The organism is Bordetella tumulicola (assembly GCF_965138755.1).
GTDB lineage: Bacteria > Pseudomonadota > Gammaproteobacteria > Burkholderiales > Burkholderiaceae_B > Bordetella_A > Bordetella_A tumulicola.
Map to the genome: position 1 here is coordinate 23492 of NZ_CBCSFP010000008.1, position 19753 is coordinate 43244.

Annotated in this window: 19 protein-coding genes; 16 read left to right on the forward strand and 3 right to left on the reverse strand. The window is 57.0% G+C overall.

Annotation, left to right across the window (positions count from 1 at the left end; genetic code table 11):
* Positions 1-79: 79 nt before the first annotated feature.
* The 5 genes from ACNAZS_RS18505 to ACNAZS_RS18525 are packed head-to-tail and all read left to right on the forward strand — an operon-like array spanning position 80 to position 4765.
* Positions 80-961: a branched-chain amino acid ABC transporter permease gene (locus ACNAZS_RS18505; protein ID WP_415791967.1), complete on the forward strand. Its 882-nt coding sequence runs from the start codon at positions 80-82 to the stop codon at positions 959-961.
* A complete protein-coding gene (locus ACNAZS_RS18510; RefSeq protein ID WP_415791968.1) occupies positions 958-1905 on the forward strand; it encodes a branched-chain amino acid ABC transporter permease in 948 nt (315 codons plus the stop codon). The genes ACNAZS_RS18505 and ACNAZS_RS18510 overlap by 4 nt, the downstream gene beginning before the upstream one ends.
* Positions 1889-2605: an ABC transporter ATP-binding protein gene (locus ACNAZS_RS18515; RefSeq protein WP_415791969.1), complete on the forward strand. Its 717-nt coding sequence runs from the start codon at positions 1889-1891 to the stop codon at positions 2603-2605. The genes ACNAZS_RS18510 and ACNAZS_RS18515 overlap by 17 nt, the downstream gene beginning before the upstream one ends.
* 5 nt (positions 2606-2610) lie before the next feature.
* Positions 2611-3336, forward strand: a complete 726-nt coding sequence (locus ACNAZS_RS18520) for an ABC transporter ATP-binding protein (RefSeq protein WP_415792105.1) — start codon at positions 2611-2613, stop codon at positions 3334-3336.
* A gap of 43 nt (positions 3337-3379) precedes the next feature.
* A complete protein-coding gene (locus ACNAZS_RS18525; protein ID WP_415791970.1) occupies positions 3380-4765 on the forward strand; it encodes an amidase in 1386 nt (461 codons plus the stop codon).
* A 45-nt stretch (positions 4766-4810) separates the two neighbouring features.
* Here ACNAZS_RS18525 and ACNAZS_RS18530 read toward each other — a convergent pair whose 3' ends face one another.
* Complete coding sequence (locus tag ACNAZS_RS18530; protein WP_415791971.1) at positions 4811-5563, reverse strand: GntR family transcriptional regulator; 753 nt, start codon at positions 5561-5563, stop codon at positions 4811-4813.
* A 189-nt stretch (positions 5564-5752) separates the two neighbouring features.
* Between ACNAZS_RS18530 and ACNAZS_RS18535 the strand changes: the two genes are divergently transcribed.
* Positions 5753-6733: a Bug family tripartite tricarboxylate transporter substrate binding protein gene (locus ACNAZS_RS18535; protein ID WP_415791972.1), complete on the forward strand. Its 981-nt coding sequence runs from the start codon at positions 5753-5755 to the stop codon at positions 6731-6733.
* A gap of 13 nt (positions 6734-6746) precedes the next feature.
* Entirely contained in the window at positions 6747-8252 is a 1506-nt protein-coding gene (locus tag ACNAZS_RS18540) for a fumarate hydratase (RefSeq protein ID WP_415791973.1), read from the forward strand.
* A gap of 64 nt (positions 8253-8316) precedes the next feature.
* Here the strand turns inward: ACNAZS_RS18540 and ACNAZS_RS18545 are convergent, their stop codons facing one another.
* A complete protein-coding gene (locus ACNAZS_RS18545) occupies positions 8317-9255 on the reverse strand; it encodes a LysR family transcriptional regulator (RefSeq protein WP_415791974.1) in 939 nt (312 codons plus the stop codon).
* A gap of 117 nt (positions 9256-9372) precedes the next feature.
* Between ACNAZS_RS18545 and ACNAZS_RS18550 the strand changes: the two genes are divergently transcribed.
* The 3 genes from ACNAZS_RS18550 to ACNAZS_RS18560 are packed head-to-tail and all read left to right on the forward strand — an operon-like array spanning position 9373 to position 12031.
* Entirely contained in the window at positions 9373-10311 is a 939-nt protein-coding gene (locus ACNAZS_RS18550) for a dihydrodipicolinate synthase family protein (protein ID WP_415791975.1), read from the forward strand.
* A gap of 39 nt (positions 10312-10350) precedes the next feature.
* Positions 10351-11319, forward strand: coding sequence for a Bug family tripartite tricarboxylate transporter substrate binding protein (locus ACNAZS_RS18555; protein ID WP_415791976.1), 969 nt, complete (start codon positions 10351-10353; stop codon positions 11317-11319).
* A gap of 7 nt (positions 11320-11326) precedes the next feature.
* A complete protein-coding gene (locus ACNAZS_RS18560) occupies positions 11327-12031 on the forward strand; it encodes an SDR family NAD(P)-dependent oxidoreductase (protein ID WP_415792106.1) in 705 nt (234 codons plus the stop codon).
* A gap of 93 nt (positions 12032-12124) precedes the next feature.
* On the opposite strand, the gene ACNAZS_RS18565 is transcribed toward ACNAZS_RS18560, so the two are convergent.
* A complete protein-coding gene (locus ACNAZS_RS18565; RefSeq protein WP_415792107.1) occupies positions 12125-12814 on the reverse strand; it encodes a GntR family transcriptional regulator in 690 nt (229 codons plus the stop codon).
* A gap of 125 nt (positions 12815-12939) precedes the next feature.
* Between ACNAZS_RS18565 and ACNAZS_RS18570 the strand changes: the two genes are divergently transcribed.
* The 6 genes from ACNAZS_RS18570 (at position 12940) to ACNAZS_RS18595 (ending at position 19730) form a co-directional block, all read left to right on the forward strand.
* Entirely contained in the window at positions 12940-13686 is a 747-nt protein-coding gene (locus ACNAZS_RS18570) for an SDR family NAD(P)-dependent oxidoreductase (protein ID WP_415791977.1), read from the forward strand.
* Between the two features lie 10 nt (positions 13687-13696).
* Complete coding sequence (locus ACNAZS_RS18575) at positions 13697-14890, forward strand: acyl-CoA dehydrogenase family protein (protein WP_415791978.1); 1194 nt, start codon at positions 13697-13699, stop codon at positions 14888-14890.
* Positions 14883-15956, forward strand: coding sequence for a phosphotransferase family protein (locus ACNAZS_RS18580; RefSeq protein ID WP_415791979.1), 1074 nt, complete (start codon positions 14883-14885; stop codon positions 15954-15956). Before ACNAZS_RS18575 ends, ACNAZS_RS18580 begins: the two co-directional genes overlap by 8 nt.
* Positions 15957-16275: 319 nt before the next feature.
* Complete coding sequence (locus tag ACNAZS_RS18585) at positions 16276-17250, forward strand: Bug family tripartite tricarboxylate transporter substrate binding protein (RefSeq protein WP_415791980.1); 975 nt, start codon at positions 16276-16278, stop codon at positions 17248-17250.
* A 39-nt stretch (positions 17251-17289) separates the two neighbouring features.
* Positions 17290-18528: a CaiB/BaiF CoA transferase family protein gene (locus ACNAZS_RS18590; RefSeq protein WP_415791981.1), complete on the forward strand. Its 1239-nt coding sequence runs from the start codon at positions 17290-17292 to the stop codon at positions 18526-18528.
* Positions 18525-19730: a CaiB/BaiF CoA transferase family protein gene (locus ACNAZS_RS18595; RefSeq protein ID WP_415791982.1), complete on the forward strand. Its 1206-nt coding sequence runs from the start codon at positions 18525-18527 to the stop codon at positions 19728-19730. Before ACNAZS_RS18590 ends, ACNAZS_RS18595 begins: the two co-directional genes overlap by 4 nt.
* Positions 19731-19753 lie beyond the last annotated feature (23 nt).

A 19753-nucleotide genomic window follows, 5' to 3' on the forward strand; every position in this document is an offset into this window, starting at 1 on the left:
GGCATGTGGTGCAGTCTGAATACGCGCTATCGACTTCAAAAATTCGGCCGATGTCCAAGTCAGCAAAAGGTCATTCACGATGGATTATGTTTCATTTCTTCAGAACCTTTCAAACGGGGTTCTGATTGGCGCGGTTTACGCCCTGATTGGCGTGGGCCTCACGCTCGTGTTCGGCGTCATGCGAACGATCAATTTTGCTCATGGCGATTTTGTCGTGCTAGGTATGTATTTTGCCGTCGTTCTCAATAGCTTTTTAGGGTGGGATCCGTACCTGACGTTGATATTGGCGATTCCGCTGGGTTTTGTCGTGGGTGCGATGATACAAAAAGTGCTATTGACCCGCGTGATAGATGCCAAGCCCGAAACGATGATGTTGGCCACGCTTGGCATTTCCCTGGTGATTGCCAATCTTCTCTTGCTGACATTTGGTGGAGAACCTCAATCGGTCAAGGTTTCCTATGCGTCCAGCACGATGTCGGTGGGCGAAATCAGAATTTCCGTTGTCCTGCTATTTGCCGGGTTGGCAACGCTGGTTGTGATCAGCGCCTTGTACTTCTTGTTGAATAAAACGGAAGTCGGACGGGCTATCAAAGCCACGGCAGAAAATCGTCTGGGTGCGGAGCTGGTGGGTATCAACACCAAAAAAATCCAAGCCATTGTTTTTGGACTGGGAATGGCCCTAGCCGTCACGGCCGGCGTTTCCTTGATCCCCCTGCTCTTTGCCTCACCCGTCACGACGGGTGCACTCTTTACGCTCAAGGCATTTGTCGTCACCGTGCTGGGCGGGCTCGGCAATATCGGCGCAGCTATTATCGGTGGCGTGCTACTGGGTGTCGTTGAAGTCCTGGGCGCGTCGTATCTGGATTCTGCCTACCGTGATGCCTATGGGCTGTTGGTCTTCCTGATCGTGCTGTTGGTCAAGCCCGAAGGTCTCTTTGGTAAAACGGTGAAAAGAGTATGAGTAAGCATATTCTGATTTTGGGTGGCCTGATCGTCGCGGCGGCATGCTACCCCTTGACGTCCTCCGCCTATATTACGGTGGGTATTTCGGTTCTGCTATTCACGGGATGGGCGACATCCTGGAACCTGCTGGGAGGATGGGCCGGGCAGCTCAGCTTGGGCCACGCCAGTTTTGTAGGCCTGGGGGCGTACTTTGTCGCCATTGGTTCCGCACAATTCGGGTTGGCACCGTGGTGGTCCTTACTGCTCGCAATGGCGGTGGCGGCGGTCATGGCGCTGATCTGGGGCAAACTGACCTTTGGACTGCGTGGCCCCTATTTCACGTTGTCGACGATTGCCATTGCAGAGATTCTGCGCCTGATCGCGATTAATGAAGGATGGCTGACAGGTGGTGCGTCCGGAGTATTTATCGATACATTACCCGAACCGTTCGGCATCGATCTATTCGACAAGACCACGCAATACTATCTGGCGTTGATTTACGCGGCCATCACGATTGGCATCACGATCTATATTTCGACACGAAAGTTCGGTTATCAATTAAAGGCAGTCCGAGATAACGAAGAAGCCGCAATGGCGGCGGGCATCAACCCAAGCATCATCAAGCTAAAAGCATTTGTCTTATCGGGCATACTGACGGCGCTTGGAGGAGGAATCTACGGCCTGTTCTTGTCGTTTATCGAACCGCACATCATTTTTAACTTGCTGCTTTCAATCCAGATCGCACTCACTGTCATTATCGGTGGGCGGGGCACCCTCTGGGGGCCCGCCGTCGGTGCGGCATTGCTCGTGATTTCAGGAGAAATATTCAGAACAGCCTTTGCACAAGCCAATATGTTGCTCTATGGAGTGCTGATATTGGTGGTCATTCTCGTATTGCCTCGCGGCATCGTGGGCGAGTATGCGCATAAATTAATCAGGAAGAAATATGCAAACCGTGCTTAAGGCTGAAAATATAAAAGTGCAGTTTGGCGGTCTTATCGCTGTCAATAACGTCTCACTGACGCTGACCAAAGGCCAGGTGCTGGGATTGATCGGGCCAAATGGCGCCGGCAAATCTACGCTGTTTAACGCCATCACGGGGTTCACGCCGATCAGCGCAGGAAAAATTACGTTTCTGGATCAGGATGTGACACGGCTTGCGGCCTATCTGCGCACCCGGCATGGCATGGGGCGTACGTTCCAGACCGAGCGTCCCTATGAGGAGATGACGGTACTGGAAAACGTGCTGGTCGCGGCCTTTTTAAAGAACACGCGACGTAAAGACGCGGAATGTGTGGCGTTGGCTGCGCTGGAAAAGGTCGGCTTGCTGGATAGAGCGAATCAGCTGTCTTCTGATCTGAATTTGGCCAGACTGCGTCGTTTGGAGTTGGCGAAAGCGTTGGCGCTGGAGCCTCAAGTGCTGTTTCTGGACGAAATTATGGCGGGGCTAAACCCGCCTGCTTTGAAGGAAATGATTGAGCTTTTACGCACGCTCACGGCGACCGGTGTGTCGATCGTAATGGTCGAACACATCATGGAAGCCATTATTCAGCTCGCTGACCACGTGATTGTCTTGGCCAGTGGCAATAAGATCGCGGAAGGATCCGCCACTGAAGTGATTAATGACGCGAACGTCATTGAAGCTTACCTCGGCACGGATTGACGACCATGAACAGCACAAATGAAGTCATATTGAAGGTTGAGGATGTCGAGCTTGGATACGGTGCACTGCAGGTCGTCTTCAATGTTTCACTAGAAGTCAAAAAGAACGAACTGGTCGGGCTGGTGGGCGGTAACGGCAGCGGAAAATCCACCATCCTTCGCGCCATCTCGGGCATGATCAAACCCTGGAAGGGTCGGATCCTGTTTAAAGGCGAAGAGATTTCCGGCCTTGAGCCCCATCAGATGGCCGAACGCGGATTGGCGCACGTTCCCATGGGGCGCCAGCTTTTTCCGAATCTGACGGTCAAAGACAATATTCTGCTCGGAGGATATCTCCCTCGCCAGCGCGCGAAGAGAAATTCCAATTTGGAGAAAGTATTTTCGCTTTTTCCGGATGTAGAGAAATTCGCCCACATGGAAGCTGGCTCGTTGTCGGGGGGACAACAACAGATGGTGGCCATTGGTCGCGCACTGATGTTGGACCCGGATTTGTTGATCATGGACGAACCGAGTCTGGGATTGTCACCGCTGTACGTCAAACAAGTCATGCAAACGATACGGCAAGTCGCGGATCTGGGATTTCCGGTGTTATTGGTAGAGCAAAACATTAAGCAGGTGCTGCAATGCAGTGATCGCGCTTACGTACTCGAAAACGGACGGTTGGTGCTGGAAGGGCCGTCTTCGACATTAGAAGGCCACCCATTGATCAGAAAAGCGTACTTGGGCCTATAGGTCGCTATTCATCCTATTTGACTCTTTTTCGGAGAACGCAGTAATGAGTGATTTGCCGTTAGATCCGTTCCAAGAACACGGTCTGGAAGGATTCGCGAAAGACTTTCGCACAGGAAAGGTGACCGCTGAAGCCGTCACAAAGATTTATCTGGAGCGCATTCAGCAACTGGATCCGAAACTGGGCGCCTATGAGTCGGTCGCCGCCGACAGCGCAATCGCCACGGCAAAAGCCATGGACCTCTTGATCAAAGCCGGCACGGATCTAGGGCCGTTGATGGGTGTGCCCATCGCGATCAAAGATGTGTTTGTGATTTCGCAGATGCCGCGACCCAAGGTGGGCTCCAATATCGATTTGCAAGGCATTCTTGGCCCCGAGGAAGCGACCTTCATCCAAGCCCTCAGACAGGCAGGTTGCGTATTCTTGGGGCAAACCAAGGCGGTTGAGTTTTGCCTGGGCATCACCGGCCATTCGACACCGAGAGGTACGCCGTGGAATACATCGGATCGGGACAACCACCGCGCGCCAGGCGGCTCCAGTTCGGGATCCGGGGTCGCCATGGGTGCCGGGCTGTGCGCCTTTGCCATTGGCTCGGATTCCGGCGGCTCCGTTCGCGTCCCGGCGGCATTTAACGGGGTATTTGGCATTAAAACCACGGCGGGTTTGTGGCCCGTCGACGGCGCGTTTCCGCTAGACCCCCGCGTCGATTCCATCGGCTTGATTACAAGATCGGCCAAGGATGCGCTGCTGGCATTTAATACGATCTCGTCCGTGCTTTTCGGATACCAATACGACAGCCGTCCAACGGGCGTCCGACTAAGCCGCCTGTGTCTCGGCGTGCCGGAAAATCATTTCAGTGACGGCATTAACCAGGACATCAGCGACGCGTTTCAACAGGCCAATCAGCGCCTGAAGGAAAACGGATGTTCGCTGGAAAATATCATGGTTCCCGAGGCACCCGAACGAGCCGGATATTTTCCCGTGTCCATGCCGGCATCATTGTTGTCGGTATTGGGCAAAGAAAACTTCCTCGCCCAAAAATCGTTGATGGACCCCGTGATTGCGAAACGGATCGAAGCGGGCCTGGAATCGAAAGCCTATGAGTTCCTGGCCCTGGAGGACAAACGAACCCAGAGCAGAAAAACTGTCGCGGAAAGATTTGCGGGGTATGACGCCTGGGTGAGCCCAACGACGGCGGATTTCCCCCCTCTGTTGACAGAACTGTCTGACCCAGAAAAAAGCATGAGCCTGGCCTTGGGTATGACGCAAAACACGCAGCCTGCGAATTACCTGGGCCTGTGCGCGGTCTCATTGCCGTTACCGGTACGAGGCCTGCCTATCGGCTATCAATTGATGGGGGCTCCTAACAGCGATCGACGATTGTTAGAGATCGCCGTTGAAATCGAAAACGCTTTTGCTAAGCAAAAGTGATTGAGAGTCACGACGAACGCTAACCTGCAATAGGCCCATACGCCCTCACTGCTCCCTGATCAAGGTCGTGGAAAACTCATAGCGTCCTGCTGGATGATAAGAGCACGATGCTTCGACCAATGTCCCGGCCTGATCCTTGTACTGTCGACGAATCAGCAAGCCCGGTGAATCCACCGGGACCGCTAGCTCTCGCGCCACGGCAGAGGGAATCGCACACGCGGAAATCGTTTGTTCAACGGAAGCAATGCGACGACCGTAGTGCTCTTCGATCAGCTGCGATACCAATTGATCCGGGTGCTCGCGCGCCAATTTACGCACGCCTTTGTAATGGACATCGACATAAAGATCCGTCCATGCCACGGGAGGCTGTCCATCGACCCCACGCGTCGAGGAAAACTTCAACCACCGCGTCCCCGGCCCGACACCTAAATACGTCGCCAATGCCACGTCCACCACGACTTCCTGGACTTGCTTAATCGTGCGTGGACTACGCACCGCCAATTGCACCAAGTCCTCTAACGAACTCAAAGACTGACTGAAACCCGCCTTGGGCTTGGCGGCAATAATCACCGTCCCGATGCCACGGCGACGTGCGATCAATCCCAGATCCTGTAACTGGCGCAAGGCGGCGCGCACTGTGTGGCGGCTGGCATCGAACTGTTCGGTCAGCGTGTGCTCGGCGGGCAACAAAGAGCCTACCGGATACACGCCACTTGCGATCAACCCGGCCAGCTCTTCCGAGATGCGTGTGTACAGCGTAATGGACATGGTATGAGGGAAATAGATGACAGTCTCCATTCTATCTGCTGCCCTGCCCTGACAGAGTCCAAGGGTAATTCCCAATATTGACGCGATAATATTGATTCGCTTAAATGTACGTACATTTTTATATGAGCGTACATTATTATGTCAGTATTCATTCTCGAATCACATGTACGCGTACCCATCTACCCGGAAACACGGCCCACCATAGAACGGAGACAACTCATGAAAAATTGGATTGCAGCACTCACTGCCGCGGGAGCGCTCGCGTTGCCTATGGCCTCTCAGGCGCAAGATAATTACCCTAACCGGGCGATTACCTGGATCGTTCCTTTCGCTGCAGGCGGCCCGACCGATGCCATGGCCCGTAACGTTGCCAATCGCGTATCCCAAGAATTGGGACAAACCATCCTCGTTGAAAACGTGGGTGGAGCCGGGGGCACCATCGGGGCAACCAAAGCCGCCAAAGCCGCCCCAGATGGCTACACATTTTTGGTGGGACACATTGGTTATATGGCGGCGGCCCCTTCGTTATATGCACGGCTACCTTATGATCCTGTCCAGGATTTTCAAGCGGTATTCCGCTTCCCCGACACCCCCTTGGTGCTGTTGGTAGGTGAGTCCTCTCCCTATCAATCCGTCTCCGATCTCATCACCTATGGCAAACAGAACCCCGGCAAATTGAACTTCAGTAACGCCGGCGTTGGATCCACCTCACATCTGGTAGCAGCCATGTTCGCCAGCGAAGCGGGTATCGAGGTCACACCCATTGCCTACAAAGGCGCCGGCCCCGCCTTGAATGACCTGATGGGCAATCAGGTTGATGCTATGTTCGACCAGACCAATACCGCCCTCCCTCAAACCAAGGGAGGTAAGGTGCGAGCGCTGGGTCTGACCTCACCAGATCGTATGACGCAATTTCCGGATGTTCCCACTATCGGAGAAAAAGCCATACCGGATTTCGAGGTCGCCACCTGGTATGGACTGTACGCGCCGAAAGGCACACCTGACCAAGTGGTACAGACGCTATATCGAGCATGGCAAAAAGCACTAGCCGATCGGAACTTCACCAGCACGATGAGTGAACAGGGCATCAAACTGCTGCCCGCTGAACAGTATGCACCGTCCGCCTTCCAACAGTTCACGGCAGATGAAGGAAAACGCTGGGCAAGTGTTGTCAAGCAGGCGGGAATCAAATTGCAATGAGAGGAGAAACGTCATGCGCAATGTGTTAGCCATCGATATCGAAACCAGCATCGCCGACGCATTGCAAGCGATCAGTCACACTCATCCTGCGGATTTCGTGCAAGCGCTAAAGGCGGCGCATGCAACCGAGAGCGGCGTTGCGGCGCGCCATGCGCTACTGCAGTTGCTGATCAACAGCAAGCTCAGTGCGCAGGCGCGCCGGCCAGTCTGTCAGGACACTGGCGTTGTGCACATATACGCGCGGATGGGGATGGACGTGCGCATCCGTCACGGCGACGCCGAGGCCACGCCAAGCCTGCAAACCCTAGCCAACCGCGCAGTCGCTCGCGCCTATGGCTGCACGAACAATCCATTGCGGGCGTCTATGATTCAGGATCCGCTAGGCACGCGTCGAAATACCCAAGACAACACGCCCGCGATGGTGCAGGTAGAACTGGTCGAAGGTGAAGAACTGGCGTTCATCGTCGTAGCCAAGGGCGGCGGCGGCGACGTCAAAACGCGCTACGCCATGCTCAATCCCAGCGATTCCGTTGCTGACTGGGTTGTGTCCCAGCTGCCCGGCATGGGCGCAGGCTGGTGTCCACCGGGCGTACTTGGCCTAGGTATCGGTGGCACGCCCGAACAAGCCATGTCGATGGCCAAACGCGCCCTGTTCAGTCCCATTGACATGCACGCGTTGCTCAAACGTGGGGGACACATCGCAGAGGAGCAGTTAAGAATAGATGTCTATCAACGCGTCAATGCCCTGGGTATCGGTGCCCAGGGTTTAGGCGGCGACACCACCGTACTGGATGTCAAAGTCGCGACCGCTGCTTCGCATGCGGCGCTACTGCCCGTAGCGCTAGTGCCTAACTGTGCCGCCACCCGTTTTATTTCCTTTGAGATGCCCGATAACGGGCCTGCCCGCCTTCCTCCACCAGACCCCGGCACGTGGGAGGGCATCCCCGATACGCTGCCAGCCCAGGAAGGTAAGCGGATCGATCTGAACACCCTGACACCGACGGACGTTGCAACCTGGAGGGCGGGCGAAACGCTGTTGCTATCGGGCAAACTCCTAACGGGGCGCGATGCGGCACATAAGCGTATGGCGGATTTGCTCACACAAGGGCAACCCTTGCCAGTATCCCTGAGAGATCGAGCGCTCTATTACGTCGGCCCGGTGGATCCGGTACACGGAGAAGCCGTTGGCCCCGCGGGTCCCACGACCGCCACCCGAATGGACAAATTCATGCCTCAGCTCCTTGCCACGACGGGATTATTGGTCACCATCGGCAAGGCAGAACGCGGTTCCATCGCCATTGACGCGATCAAAGCCCATGGCGCCGCCTACCTGAGCGCGGTGGGGGGAGCCGCTTATCTAGTAGCTCAAGCCATCAAGGCAGCACGTGTCGTGGCTTTCGAGGACCTGGGCATGGAAGCCATCTACGAATTTGATGTACGCGACATGCCCGTTACCGTAGCAATAGATGCGCAGGGAAACAGAGTTCACAAGGTCTTTCCGCTGAAAGCGGCCGTGTAATCTGAGCGTATAGATGTACGAACCGCAGCGTGTGCTCACGCCACATCACAGGGATTGATTGACTTCAAATTCCACTGCTAGCAAGCAACCACAGCTTTTCCGCCGAGGGCGCCATCTCGAATGGCTGCCGATACAAACGGATGTCGATGATCACATGCCTCGATGTGTCTGCGGCCGCGACCAGTTCACCCCGCTCCAACTCACTACGAATCAAGCTCTCAGGCAGCCAAGCCACTCCTCGCCCAGCCAGTGCCATGGACTTGAGCAACAATGCGTGATGCGCCGTGAAAACAATCCATGCACCAGGATACGCTACCGTATCCGGCATTTCTCCGAACCACTGACGCATCTCGGCACGTAATATTCGTCCCAACCCTGCACCCTCGCTATACGCCAGCAAAGGAGGCATGCCCTTGGAATCTAGCGTGTACCGGGGCTGACCCAGCCCATCTTGCGCGGACACCGGCACCAGGACATCTTGTCCCAATACCAACTTGGGATAATTCGCTTCGTCCAGACGGTTAGTAAGCTTGGCATGTCCGTGACAGAGCATGAACTGCGCGCGGCGCTGCAACATAAAGTCCTCGCAGGTCTGCGCACTATCAGACATCGTCTGAATAGACCCCAGGTGCAATTGCCCCTCGAGGCGACCCAGCCAAGCTGGAAAAAACGTCAGGGATAACACGTGCGTCGCAGCAAAGCGCAGGCTGGCGGCCGCCACGTCATGGGCAAGCTGAGCCTTGATCCGGGCGGCTTGCAGACTGGCCAGAATATCCTCCAGCAACGGATGAAATCGCTTGCCTGCCGCAGTCAGTGCAGCGGGATGCGCACTACGGTCAAAAAGATCGACACCTACCCATTCCTCAAGGGCACGAATATGCCGACTAAACGCCGGCTGTGCAATGTGACGAGCCTCTGCCGCTCGTGAGAAATTACCGCACTCGGCCAGGGCCAGAAAATCTTCCAGCCATTCGAGATCAAGAGGTCGATTTCCGGGACCCATCTTTTGTGGTGAATAGTTCTATGCGATTCGAGTATTGGACGGACAGGAGGTGGGTGAGGAACGATAGAGGTGTCCGAAAAACGTTACGACACTCACTATCGACACTAGGAAACGACCATGCCGTCCATCAATAATTATCGGGGAATCATACCTGCTATTTCCTGCCCATTTACACCAGATCACCGTATCGACGAGCCCGCCCTGCGCAAACTCGCTGCATGGTTGGCCAGTCACCAGGGAGTGGTGGCCGTCATGACCAATGGTCACACAGGCGAAGTGTTCGCCCTGACGCCCCACGAGCGAGCCGAAGTCACACGCGTCGTCGCCGATGAACTCAAGGGCAAAATCCCCGTCATCTCGTCGATTGTGTGCGAGGGGCTCTCCGACGCCGCCGATCATGCCCGTGCCGCCCGCGAGGCAGGAGCGAAAGCCCTGGATGTGATGCCGCCACACCATTGGCTGCGTTTTGGTTTCACCACCGTTCATGCATTGGAATATTTCGAGGCCATTCACCATGCCGCGCCGGACCTTGATCTGGTGTGCCACGTCTATCCAGCATGGACGCGCGCCTCATACTCGTCACAACTGCTGGCCGATCTCGCCCGATTGCCCTATGTACAGGCCTTTAAGGTGGGCCAGCGCGACATGAACAAATATGCACGCGATATTCAGGCCATTCGCGAGGCGAACGCTCACAAAGCCATACTGACCTGCCACGACGAGTATCTGCTCGCCTCGATGGTGCAAGGCGTAGATGGGGCATTAGTGGGTTTTGCGACGTTTATCCCGCAACTAATCATCGACCTATGGGATGCGGTGAAAACCGGTGACCTCAAGAAAGCGATTGAGATTCAAGCCATCATTACGCCCTTGAAAGACGCCGTATATGGCGGTGGCGAGCCCACCGGCGAAGCCCATGCTCGGATGAAGAGCGGAATGTATTTGGCGGGTGTCATCAACGACGCCACGGTACGCCCACCAACCCAAGCCCCTTCTGAACAAGAACTGGAGGCCCTCAGAGCCGCCGTCAAACAAGCTGGACTACTCACACGCTGATCGCCTGACAGCCAGCACATAACAAGGAGGAAGACAACGATGAAAATCAAAACCCTAATCGGCACATGCCTGACCACCATCGCGCTCGTGGTATCCATCAACGCGCTCGCCGCGGAATATCCCACCCGGCCGATTCGCATGATCATTCCCTTTCCGCCTGGCGGAACGCTGGATATTGTTGGTCGTATGCTCGCGGAAAAACTAGGTACACAGATGGGCCAATCGATTGTTGTCGAAAACCGTCCTGGCGGCAACGGCATTATCGGCGGTGACGCAGTCGCCCGCGCCGAACCCGACGGCTACACCTTGCTGTTTAGCGCCTCGACGTTTACCACCACCCAAATGACGACGAAGTCCGTCCCCTACAAGGTCGAGAACGACTTCACCCCGATTGCCTTAGTCGCCAAAGCCCCTTTGTCTATCGCGCTCAACAAAGACCTGCCCATTACGGATGTCAAGTCGCTCATTACCTACGCACAGGCCAATCCAGGCAAGATGACCTTCGCCGTAGGGTCAATCGGCTCCGCAGGCCACCTCGCCACCGAGTCGCTGAAACAGGCGGCGGGCAATCTGGAATACCTGACTGTGCCGTACAGGGGTACAGCCCCCGCGTTGAACGACCTGATCGGTGGGCAGATCAACGGCTTTATCGATCCCATCCTGGGCTCGTTGCAGTATCACAAAACGGGGAAGCTGCGTGTCATCGCCGTCACATCCGCCGAGCGCGCCAGCAGTCTGCCCGATGTGCCGACCGTGGGGGAGACGATTCCAGGGTATGAGTTTTACAGCTGGTATGGTTTGTGGGGCCCCGCCAAGTTACCTGCCGACGTCACCGAACGTCTCAATAAAGAGGTCAACATCGCATTAGCTACCGATATGCGAACTAAGCTGACCGAGCAAGGCCTCATGTTTCAACCTGGCTCGGTCGCTGATTTTGCGAACTTCCAGCGCGATGAGATGGCTCAAGCACAAAAGATCGTGACGGAGGCAAACATTCGTGTCCAATAACGCCGCGATGAAGAGCCCCCCATCGCAAAGACATGCCGTCGTGACAGGCGCCAGTGCCGGTATCGGGCGGGCAATCACCGAGTTGCTATTGGAGTCAGGTTGGCGTGTAACGGGCGTGGATCGGGATCCCCCCACGCTCGCGACCGACCACTTCAATGCATTCACTGTCGATCTCAGCATAGGAACAGAGGTCGAACGCATAGCGCAGCAACTCGTTGACGCTGACGCCCTGGTGCACGCAGCCGGCATCTTGCGTGTTGGCCGCATTGGGGAATTGGATCATGTGGCCAGCGACCTGATGTGGCGTTTACATGTCGATGCCGCCAACAGATTGTGTAATACCATCATGCCCGCCATGGCCGCACGCTACCACGGACGCGTCGTGTTCATTGGCAGCCGTGTAGCGCAAGGCATGCCGGGGCGAGGTCAATATGCGGCCACCAAGGCGGCACTGATCGCCATGTCACGCAGTTGGGCTGCAGAATTCGCCGAACACGGAGTCACTGTGAATGTCGTGTCTCCCGCCGCTACCGCGACGGGGATGTTGAATGATCCGGCGCGATCAGAGAGTGCCGCACGGGTGCCGCCGATTGGCCGACTCATCGAACCAGTAGAGGTCGCTCAGTTGATAGGCTATCTGCTTTCCCCTGCCGCCGCGGCGATTACTGGGCAAAATATTGGGATATGCGGAGGGGCGTCATTGCGGTGTTAAATAGACTCTCTGGAGGTTATCCCACGACGAAACGAGAAGTCCCCGCCCCAATCACTCTTGACCACATTGAGCCGGCAAACAACCAGAGCCACTCTAGCCTGGCCCATAAGCGCCATTAATACTCTTGCGCACGTTGTGCACATGAGCGCAAGCGGCCATTTCCGCCTGATCAGGATCGCCATCCAGCACCGCCTGCGCAATGTGCTGATAATCGGCAAGACGCATTTTCTGCAGACTAGGCAGCCGATGCTGAGCATGCACCACCGGCATCAGAATGGTGGGAAACAATCGTTTGAGTTCCAGATTGCCGCCCATGTCCAGCAAGACTCGATAAAAGCGCCGACGTACCCGGGCAAAAGCCACATTATCCTGCGCCTGATCGGCCTGTCTCAATTGCTGCAACGTATCCTGCAACGAGCCCCTCGCCAAGGGCAGATCCAAACCCCGGATCGCCGTGCGCGCCAACAGACCCAACATGCGCTCTGCCACATCCAGCACATCCAGGGTTTCCTGCAGACTCAGCGAGCGTATCGCCGCGCCCTTGTGCCGCGATAGCTCAATCACCCCCTCGGCTGCGAGCCGCTGCAAGGCCTCTCGTACCGAATTGCGACCCACGCCAAAGTGGGCGGCCAAGTCGACTTCCACCAAGCGTTGCCCAGGTACCAGTGTATGGGCCTCCAGCTCACGCAGAATCCCCTGGAAAACCAGGTCGGATGCACTTTTCGATTTCTTTTGCAACGACGGCAGGTCGTTGGGTTCAGTAGGGGTGATCGATTGATTCATAAATAGGGGGCTAGTCACACCAGGAAAATCATCCTACAATTTTATAGAACAATTCTCATTGATGGGAAAAAATATTGAGCCACGTCCCGCTATGCGGGCCAATAGGATCTTAGGAGACGTAAGGTATGACGCCATCACTATCCGTCGCGAACAAGCGAGTGCTCGTCACGGGGGCATCCAGTGGCCTGGGGCAGCACTTTGCCAAGGTACTGGCCGCACAAGGGGCACAGTTGATATTGGCCGCCCGGCGGCTGGACCGATTACAGGCCTTTGCCGACACGCTGGAATGCAGCGTGTCGCCGATTTGCCTGTCATTCGACGTGACCGATGCGGCCAGTCGCGCAGCCCTGGTCAAGCAAATCGACACCCTCGATGTCCTGATCAATAATGCCGGCATCGTGCGAGAAAGCCCTGCGGCCAAACACAGTCAGGACGATTGGGATGCGGTACTGGATACCAATCTCAAGGGCATGTTCTTTCTGGCCCAAGCCCTGTTGCCGGCCCTGCAAACCACAGGGGGCAGCATCATCAACGTCGCCTCTATTCTGGGTCTGCGCCAGGCAGGCGGCATCGTGTCGTACACCGTCTCAAAGGCCGGTGTGATCCAGCTCAGCAAAACACTGGCACTGGAATGGGCGCGCTATGGCGTTCGCGTCAACGCCTTGGCGCCCGGCTACATCGAAACCGAATTCAATAGCGAGTTCTGGCAAACCGACGCGGGCAAAGCACTGATCAAACGCATCCCTCAGCGACGCTTGGGCCAACTCGAGGATCTTGACGGCCCATTGCTGCTCCTGTGTAGCGATGCGTCCCGCTACATGACCGGCTCTGTGCTGGTGGTCGACGGCGGCCATGTCGTCAGTACGCTTTAAGGAGATAGGCATGTACACCCCATACCCCAGTGAACGCAGTCAAGTAATGGGCCAGCGCGTGGAAGCATTTGTGCGCGACATTGTCGTGCCCTACGAGCACGATCCGCGTCGCACGGCCCACGGCCCGAATCAGGAACTGGTAGAAGAACTGCGCGCCAAGGCTCGCGCAGCGGGCGTCATGACACCCCATATCCTGCCCGACGGCAGCCATATGACGCAGCTGGAAACAGCGGCCGTGCTCAAACGCTCGGGCCTGTCGCCGCTGGGGCCTGTAGCGGTCAACACCATGGCGCCGGACGAAGGCAATATGTTCCTGCTCGGTAAAATCGGCACCGCCGCGCAGAAAACCAAATACCTCGACCGACTGGTCAGCGGCCAGGCGCGCTCGGCCTTTTACATGACCGAGCCGGCCGAAGACGGTGGCGCGGGCTCCGACCCGTCGATGCTGCAAACCACTGCCATACAGCAGGGTGATCAATGGGTGATCAATGGCCGAAAAATGTTCATCACCGGTGCCGACGGCGCCGAGGTGGGCATCGTGATGGCGCGCACCAACACGGGCGACAAGATCCAGGCCACGATGTTCCTGGTCGAACTGCCCAACCCCGCCATACGCATCGAACGCATCCTCGATACCATCGATAGCTCAATGCCCGGCGGCCATGCGCGGATCATCATCGACAACCTCACCGTTCCTCAGGAAGACATCCTCGGCGAGGTGCATGAGGGCTTCCGTTACGCGCAGATCCGCCTGTCGCCGGCACGCCTGTCGCACTGCATGCGCTGGTTCGGCGGCGCCGCGCGCGCGCATGAGATTGCCACCGCCTACGCCGTCAAGCGCAAAGCCTTTGGCAAGCCCCTGATCGATCACGAAGGCGTGGGTTTCATGTTGGCCGACAACCTGATCGACTTGCAGCAGGCCGCCTTGATGATTGACTGGTGCGCTGGTGTGCTCGACAGTGGCTCGCAAGCTACCACCGAAAGTTCCATGGCCAAAGTCGCCGTGTCTGACGCCCTATTCCGCGTCGCCGACCGCTGCGTCCAAGTCCTGGGCGGCACGGGCGTGTCGCGCGATACCATCGTCGAACAGATCTTTCGCGAAGTTCGCGCCTTCCGCATTTACGACGGTCCCACCGAAGTCCACAAATGGTCGCTGGCCAAGAAAATGAAGCGCGATGCGATACAAGGAGGCACGCATGGATAAGGGTAAAGAGGCCAGCTTCGCCGGCACGACCGCGGTCCGTCCCGAACACCAAATTGACCAAACCTCACTGGAGGCCTGGATGCAAGCCCATGTCGAGGGATACCAAGGCCCCTTAACGGTCGATCAATTCAAGGGCGGGCAATCCAATCCCACCTACCGCCTGCAAACCCCCGGACGCAATTATGTACTGCGGCGCAAGCCGCCGGGCGTCCTGCTCAAAGGCGCGCACGCCGTAGAGCGCGAAGCACGCGTCATGGCCGCGCTGGGCACTGTAGGCTTTGCCGTGCCGCGCATTTATGGTCTGTGCACCGATGACAGCGTGATCGGCAGCTGGTTCTTTGTGATGGACATGATAGAAGGCCGCGTATTCTGGGACGCCAGCTTTGCCGATGTGCCACAAAACGAGCGTGCCCTATACATGGATGCCATGAATGCCACGCTGGCAACGCTGCACCAAGTGAACTACACGGCCATCGGCCTGAGCGACTACGGCCGACCAGGCGGCTATGTCGCACGTCAAATCAATCGGTGGTCCAAACAGTATCTGGAAGACGAACTCGCCGGCCGTTACCCCGCCATGGATAAACTCGTCGAATGGTTACCCGCACACCTGCCGACGACCGAAGACGTCACCATTACGCATGGTGACTTTCGGGCTGACAACATGATCTTTCACCCGAGCAAACCCAAGGTACTGGCGGTACTGGATTGGGAGCTCTCGACCCTAGGCGATCCGCTCGCGGATTTTGCCTATCACGCCATGATGTTTCGCATGCCGCCAGACATTCTCGGCGGCATTCACGGTGTAGATCTGCGGGCAGCGGGCCTGCCCGATGAGCAGGCTTATGTCAAAGCCTACTGCCAACGCACGGGCCGCACGGGCATCGCCGATCTGGATTTTTACATCGTCTTCAACATGTTCCGATTTGCCGCGATTCTGCATGGAATCAAAGGCCGCGTACTGAGGGGTACCGCAGCGAGTGCCAATGCAGAAGACATGGGCAATCGGTTTTCACGGGTGGCGGATATTGCGTGGGGGCAGGTGGAGGGGCGACACGCCAATTGAACGCACAGTTCATAATCGATGCCGTGTTCGAGGATATCTGCTACACGGCGGTTCGATCCCCAAGGCTGCCCAAAAGAACGGCTTCGCCCAGAAAATAAAATCTCAATAATTGGACTATCAGCATATTCATCGGGTAAAACCCGAAGAATCGGTACGACAACGCATAGATTTCACCCTGAATAGCTCACATTGTGGGCTTTTCCGCATTGCCCACGCTCCCCCAGATTCCTATCATTCACCGGTATCAGATCGCCCCTTCCAAAAGCGACTGAATCCGGCGCAGACCGGCACACCCCTTCCCTAAAACTAGGAGACATCCGTGCCATTCAGGAATCCACTCAAGTATTTGTTCGGTGTAGCCGGACTGACGTTGGCCATGAGCGTTGCGGCCGCCAACACATTCCCATCCGAGCAAATCAAATTGATCGTGCCTTACGCGGCTGGCGCCAGCACTGATGGCCTGGCTCGCCTGGTCGGCCAAGACGTCGCCGAAGCATTGAAGCAACCGGTCGTCGTCGAGAACCACGCGGGCGCCGGCGGCACGATCGCGGCCGACTATGTCAAACGGCAACCCGGCGACGGCTACACCATCATGCTGACCACCGACGGCATACTATCGGTCAACCCTGCCATATACAAAAAGCTCGGCTACGACTCCCTCAAGGATTTCACTCCGTTGTCCGTCGCCGTCTCGGCCCCGCTCGTGCTGGCGGTACGGACCAATTCGCCATTCAAGACGGCGCAGGAGATCATCGATTACGCCAAGAAGAACCCCGAAAAACTAAGCTATGGCTCGGCAGGAGTAGGTAGCTCGCAGCACATGGCGGGCGAACTCATGAAAGCAATGGCGGATGTGGACATCACCCACGTACCCTACCGCGGTGGCGGGCCGGCCATGACAGATCTGCTGGGCGGTCACATCGACCTGATGTTTGTGCAATCCGCTTCGGCAAAGGAACTCGCGGACAAGGGGTCTTTGCGCATCCTGGCCATCGGTAGCCCGGAACGCAACCCGCAACTACCGGACGTGCCCACCTTCTCGGAAATCGGGCTAAAGGGATACGACTCGGACACCTGGTATGGCTTCAACATGCCAGCCAAGGCCGACCCCAAAGTCGTTGCGGTCCTCAACACCGCCATCGTCAACTCACTCAAGAAGCGACGCGAGCAGCTCGAAAAGCTGGGATACGCCGTGGTCGCCAGCTCACCCGAGGATATGCAAAAAAGTGTGCAACAGAACATCGCCAAATGGCGCGACGTCGCCAAGAAGGCGGGCATCTACCAAATGCAATAAGCCTGTCTGGCTGGGCAATCTACAAATGGACTTACGTATATGACGTCAACGCCAGAAGTCATGGCACTGGCCGGCATCACGGTATTGGACGTGGCCGGCCCTTTGGGAAACTACTGCGGCAAACTGTTTGCTGATCTCGGGGCCCGAGTCATCCTGATCGAGCCACTGATAGGATCACCGTCACGGCATGTAGAACCTCGGATCGCGGGCCGCGACGATTCGGATGCCAGTCTCACATTCCAGTATCAGAACACCAACAAAGAGAGTATCGCGCTGGATCTGGAAAGCGACATTGGCACGCAAGTGTTCCACCGATTGGCCGAGCGCTGCTCGCTGATTCTAGAAAGCGAGCAGCCTGGCAAAATGGCGGACCGGGGACTGGATTTTGCTCAGCTGCGCCGCGCCAATCCCGCACTGACGCTGACCAGCATTACGGCGTTTGGACAATCCGGTCCGTTCGCGCATTGGCTGGCGACCGATCTCACGGCCATGGGGATGGGCGGCATGCTGTACTTGGCGGGCTATCCCGACACCGCACCGATGGTGGCCTGCGGCGAGCAGGCCGTGGGTGCGGCCAATCTGTTCGCCGCCGTTGCGTCCTTGGCGGCTGTCTACGATGCCGAGGTCAGCGGCTCGGGACAACATGTCGATGTCTCCATGCAGGAATGCGTGGTCATGGGCATGGAGAACGCGGTGCAGTTCTATGATCTGGAAGGCACCATCCGCCAGCGCAACGCCGGCACGCAGCGCCTGGCGGGCACCGGCGTCTTCGAATGTGAGGATGGCTACATCTATCTGATGGCGGGCGGCATCGGCAGTAACCGATTTTGGAAAACCACCACGGACTGGTTAATCGAGGAAGGCGTCATCGGCGCCGAACAGTTCCGCGAGGAGCGCTGGAACAACCAGGAATTCCTGGCAAGCGACGAAGCCAAGCACCTTTTTGGCGAGGTCTTCACTCCCTTTGTCCGCAAACTCACCAAGCGGGCGCTGCATGCCAAGGGACGTACGCGCCGCATTCCATTGGCGCCGATCTGCGACACACGGGACATTGCCGGCGATCCCCAACGCGAATTCCGCCGCTATTTCGTCGATACCCAGGATGCCCATGGAACCACACTGCACATGCCCGGTGCACCCTACCGACTATCGGCCACACCCTGGCAGTTGCGTCGTCACGCGCCGCAGCTAGGTGAACATACTCGGGAGATCCTGAGCTGGGTCGGCTACACCGACACAGAGCAAGAAGCCATGAGACAGCAAGGAGTCGTACGATGAAAAAACTGCTGTCGAACGTACGTGTCATCGATTTTTCATGGATTGGCGCAGGCTCATATACCACCAAGATTCTGGCCGACCTCGGTGCAGACGTTATCAAGATCGAAAGTTCGCAAAGGCTGGACACGCTGCGCGTCACCAAACCGTTCAAGGACGGCAAGCCCGGTGTCAATCGCAGCGGCTACTTCGCGGATCGCAATTCCAGCAAACGCAGCGTCACGTTAAACCTGAAGACCGTACGAGGGCTGGAGTTGGCCAAGCGTCTGATCGTCGATGCCCATTTGGTCACCAATAACTTCACGCCAGGCGTCATGGAAAAACTCGGTCTGGGCTACGACACGTTGAAGGCACTCGCACCGCGCCTGATCTTTGCCGCGATGTCCATGCAAGGCGCCGCGGGCCCTGCGAAAAACGACTTGGGCTATGGCCTGACGATTGCTGCGTTGACCGGCCTGCAACACATGACAGGCCTGCCCGACCGTCAACCTGCGGGTACGGGCACCAACTACCCGGACCATATCCCCAATCCCGGACATGGAGCATTCGCCATTTTGGCGGCACTGCGCCACCAGCGCCGCACCGGTCAGGGCCAGTTCATTGACCTGGCACAGATGGAGTCCACACTGGCCATGGTGGGTCCCAGTCTCATGAATTTCCTGGTGAACGACAGTATCGACGGCCGCCGTGGCAATGCCCACCCCGGCCGCGCTCCCAGTGGCGTCTATCCGTGCGCAGGCAAAGATCGTTGGATCACCATTGAGATCAGTGACGACGCGCAATGGCAGACACTCACTCATGTCCTCGGCATGCAGGATTATCCAGAGTGGAATGACGTCGAGGATCGCCTGAATCAACGCGAGGCCATCGATGCCGCTTTATCCGCCGTCACGTCGTCGTACGACATGATGCAGCTAGCCACAACGCTGCAAAACGCGGGCGTCGCTGCGGGTCCCGTTTACGACGCCCGCGATGTGATGATCGACCCGCAACTGAAGCAACGCGGGCATTGGGTCACGATGAACCATCCCGAAATGGGCCCTAGCACCTACAACTCCGCGCCCTATCGGTTTTCGGGCGCGCAATCCGAACCCACATCCCCGGCGCCACTGCTGGGACAGCATACCGACGAAGTCTGCCACGACCTGCTCGGACTGGACGACACAGAGATAGCAGTCTTGTACGCGGACGGTGTTCTGTCCTGAGCTATCGCCGAATCAGAGATAGG

Coding starts and splice junctions, on each gene's coding strand:
- ACNAZS_RS18525 (WP_415791970.1), top strand. CDS start 3,380: ATGAGTGATTTGCCGTTAGATCCGTTCCAAGAACACGGTCTGGAAGGA.
- ACNAZS_RS18545 (WP_415791974.1), bottom strand. CDS start 9,255: ATGGGTCCCGGAAATCGACCTCTTGATCTCGAATGGCTGGAAGATTTT.
- ACNAZS_RS18580 (WP_415791979.1), top strand. CDS start 14,883: ATGGATAAGGGTAAAGAGGCCAGCTTCGCCGGCACGACCGCGGTCCGT.
- ACNAZS_RS18535 (WP_415791972.1), top strand. CDS start 5,753: ATGAAAAATTGGATTGCAGCACTCACTGCCGCGGGAGCGCTCGCGTTG.
- ACNAZS_RS18565 (WP_415792107.1), bottom strand. CDS start 12,814: ATGAATCAATCGATCACCCCTACTGAACCCAACGACCTGCCGTCGTTG.
- ACNAZS_RS18550 (WP_415791975.1), top strand. CDS start 9,373: ATGCCGTCCATCAATAATTATCGGGGAATCATACCTGCTATTTCCTGC.
- ACNAZS_RS18560 (WP_415792106.1), top strand. CDS start 11,327: ATGAAGAGCCCCCCATCGCAAAGACATGCCGTCGTGACAGGCGCCAGT.
- ACNAZS_RS18575 (WP_415791978.1), top strand. CDS start 13,697: ATGTACACCCCATACCCCAGTGAACGCAGTCAAGTAATGGGCCAGCGC.
- ACNAZS_RS18510 (WP_415791968.1), top strand. CDS start 958: ATGAGTAAGCATATTCTGATTTTGGGTGGCCTGATCGTCGCGGCGGCA.
- ACNAZS_RS18590 (WP_415791981.1), top strand. CDS start 17,290: ATGACGTCAACGCCAGAAGTCATGGCACTGGCCGGCATCACGGTATTG.
- ACNAZS_RS18520 (WP_415792105.1), top strand. CDS start 2,611: ATGAACAGCACAAATGAAGTCATATTGAAGGTTGAGGATGTCGAGCTT.
- ACNAZS_RS18570 (WP_415791977.1), top strand. CDS start 12,940: ATGACGCCATCACTATCCGTCGCGAACAAGCGAGTGCTCGTCACGGGG.
- ACNAZS_RS18530 (WP_415791971.1), bottom strand. CDS start 5,563: ATGGAGACTGTCATCTATTTCCCTCATACCATGTCCATTACGCTGTAC.
- ACNAZS_RS18505 (WP_415791967.1), top strand. CDS start 80: ATGGATTATGTTTCATTTCTTCAGAACCTTTCAAACGGGGTTCTGATT.
- ACNAZS_RS18515 (WP_415791969.1), top strand. CDS start 1,889: ATGCAAACCGTGCTTAAGGCTGAAAATATAAAAGTGCAGTTTGGCGGT.
- ACNAZS_RS18540 (WP_415791973.1), top strand. CDS start 6,747: ATGCGCAATGTGTTAGCCATCGATATCGAAACCAGCATCGCCGACGCA.
- ACNAZS_RS18595 (WP_415791982.1), top strand. CDS start 18,525: ATGAAAAAACTGCTGTCGAACGTACGTGTCATCGATTTTTCATGGATT.
- ACNAZS_RS18555 (WP_415791976.1), top strand. CDS start 10,351: ATGAAAATCAAAACCCTAATCGGCACATGCCTGACCACCATCGCGCTC.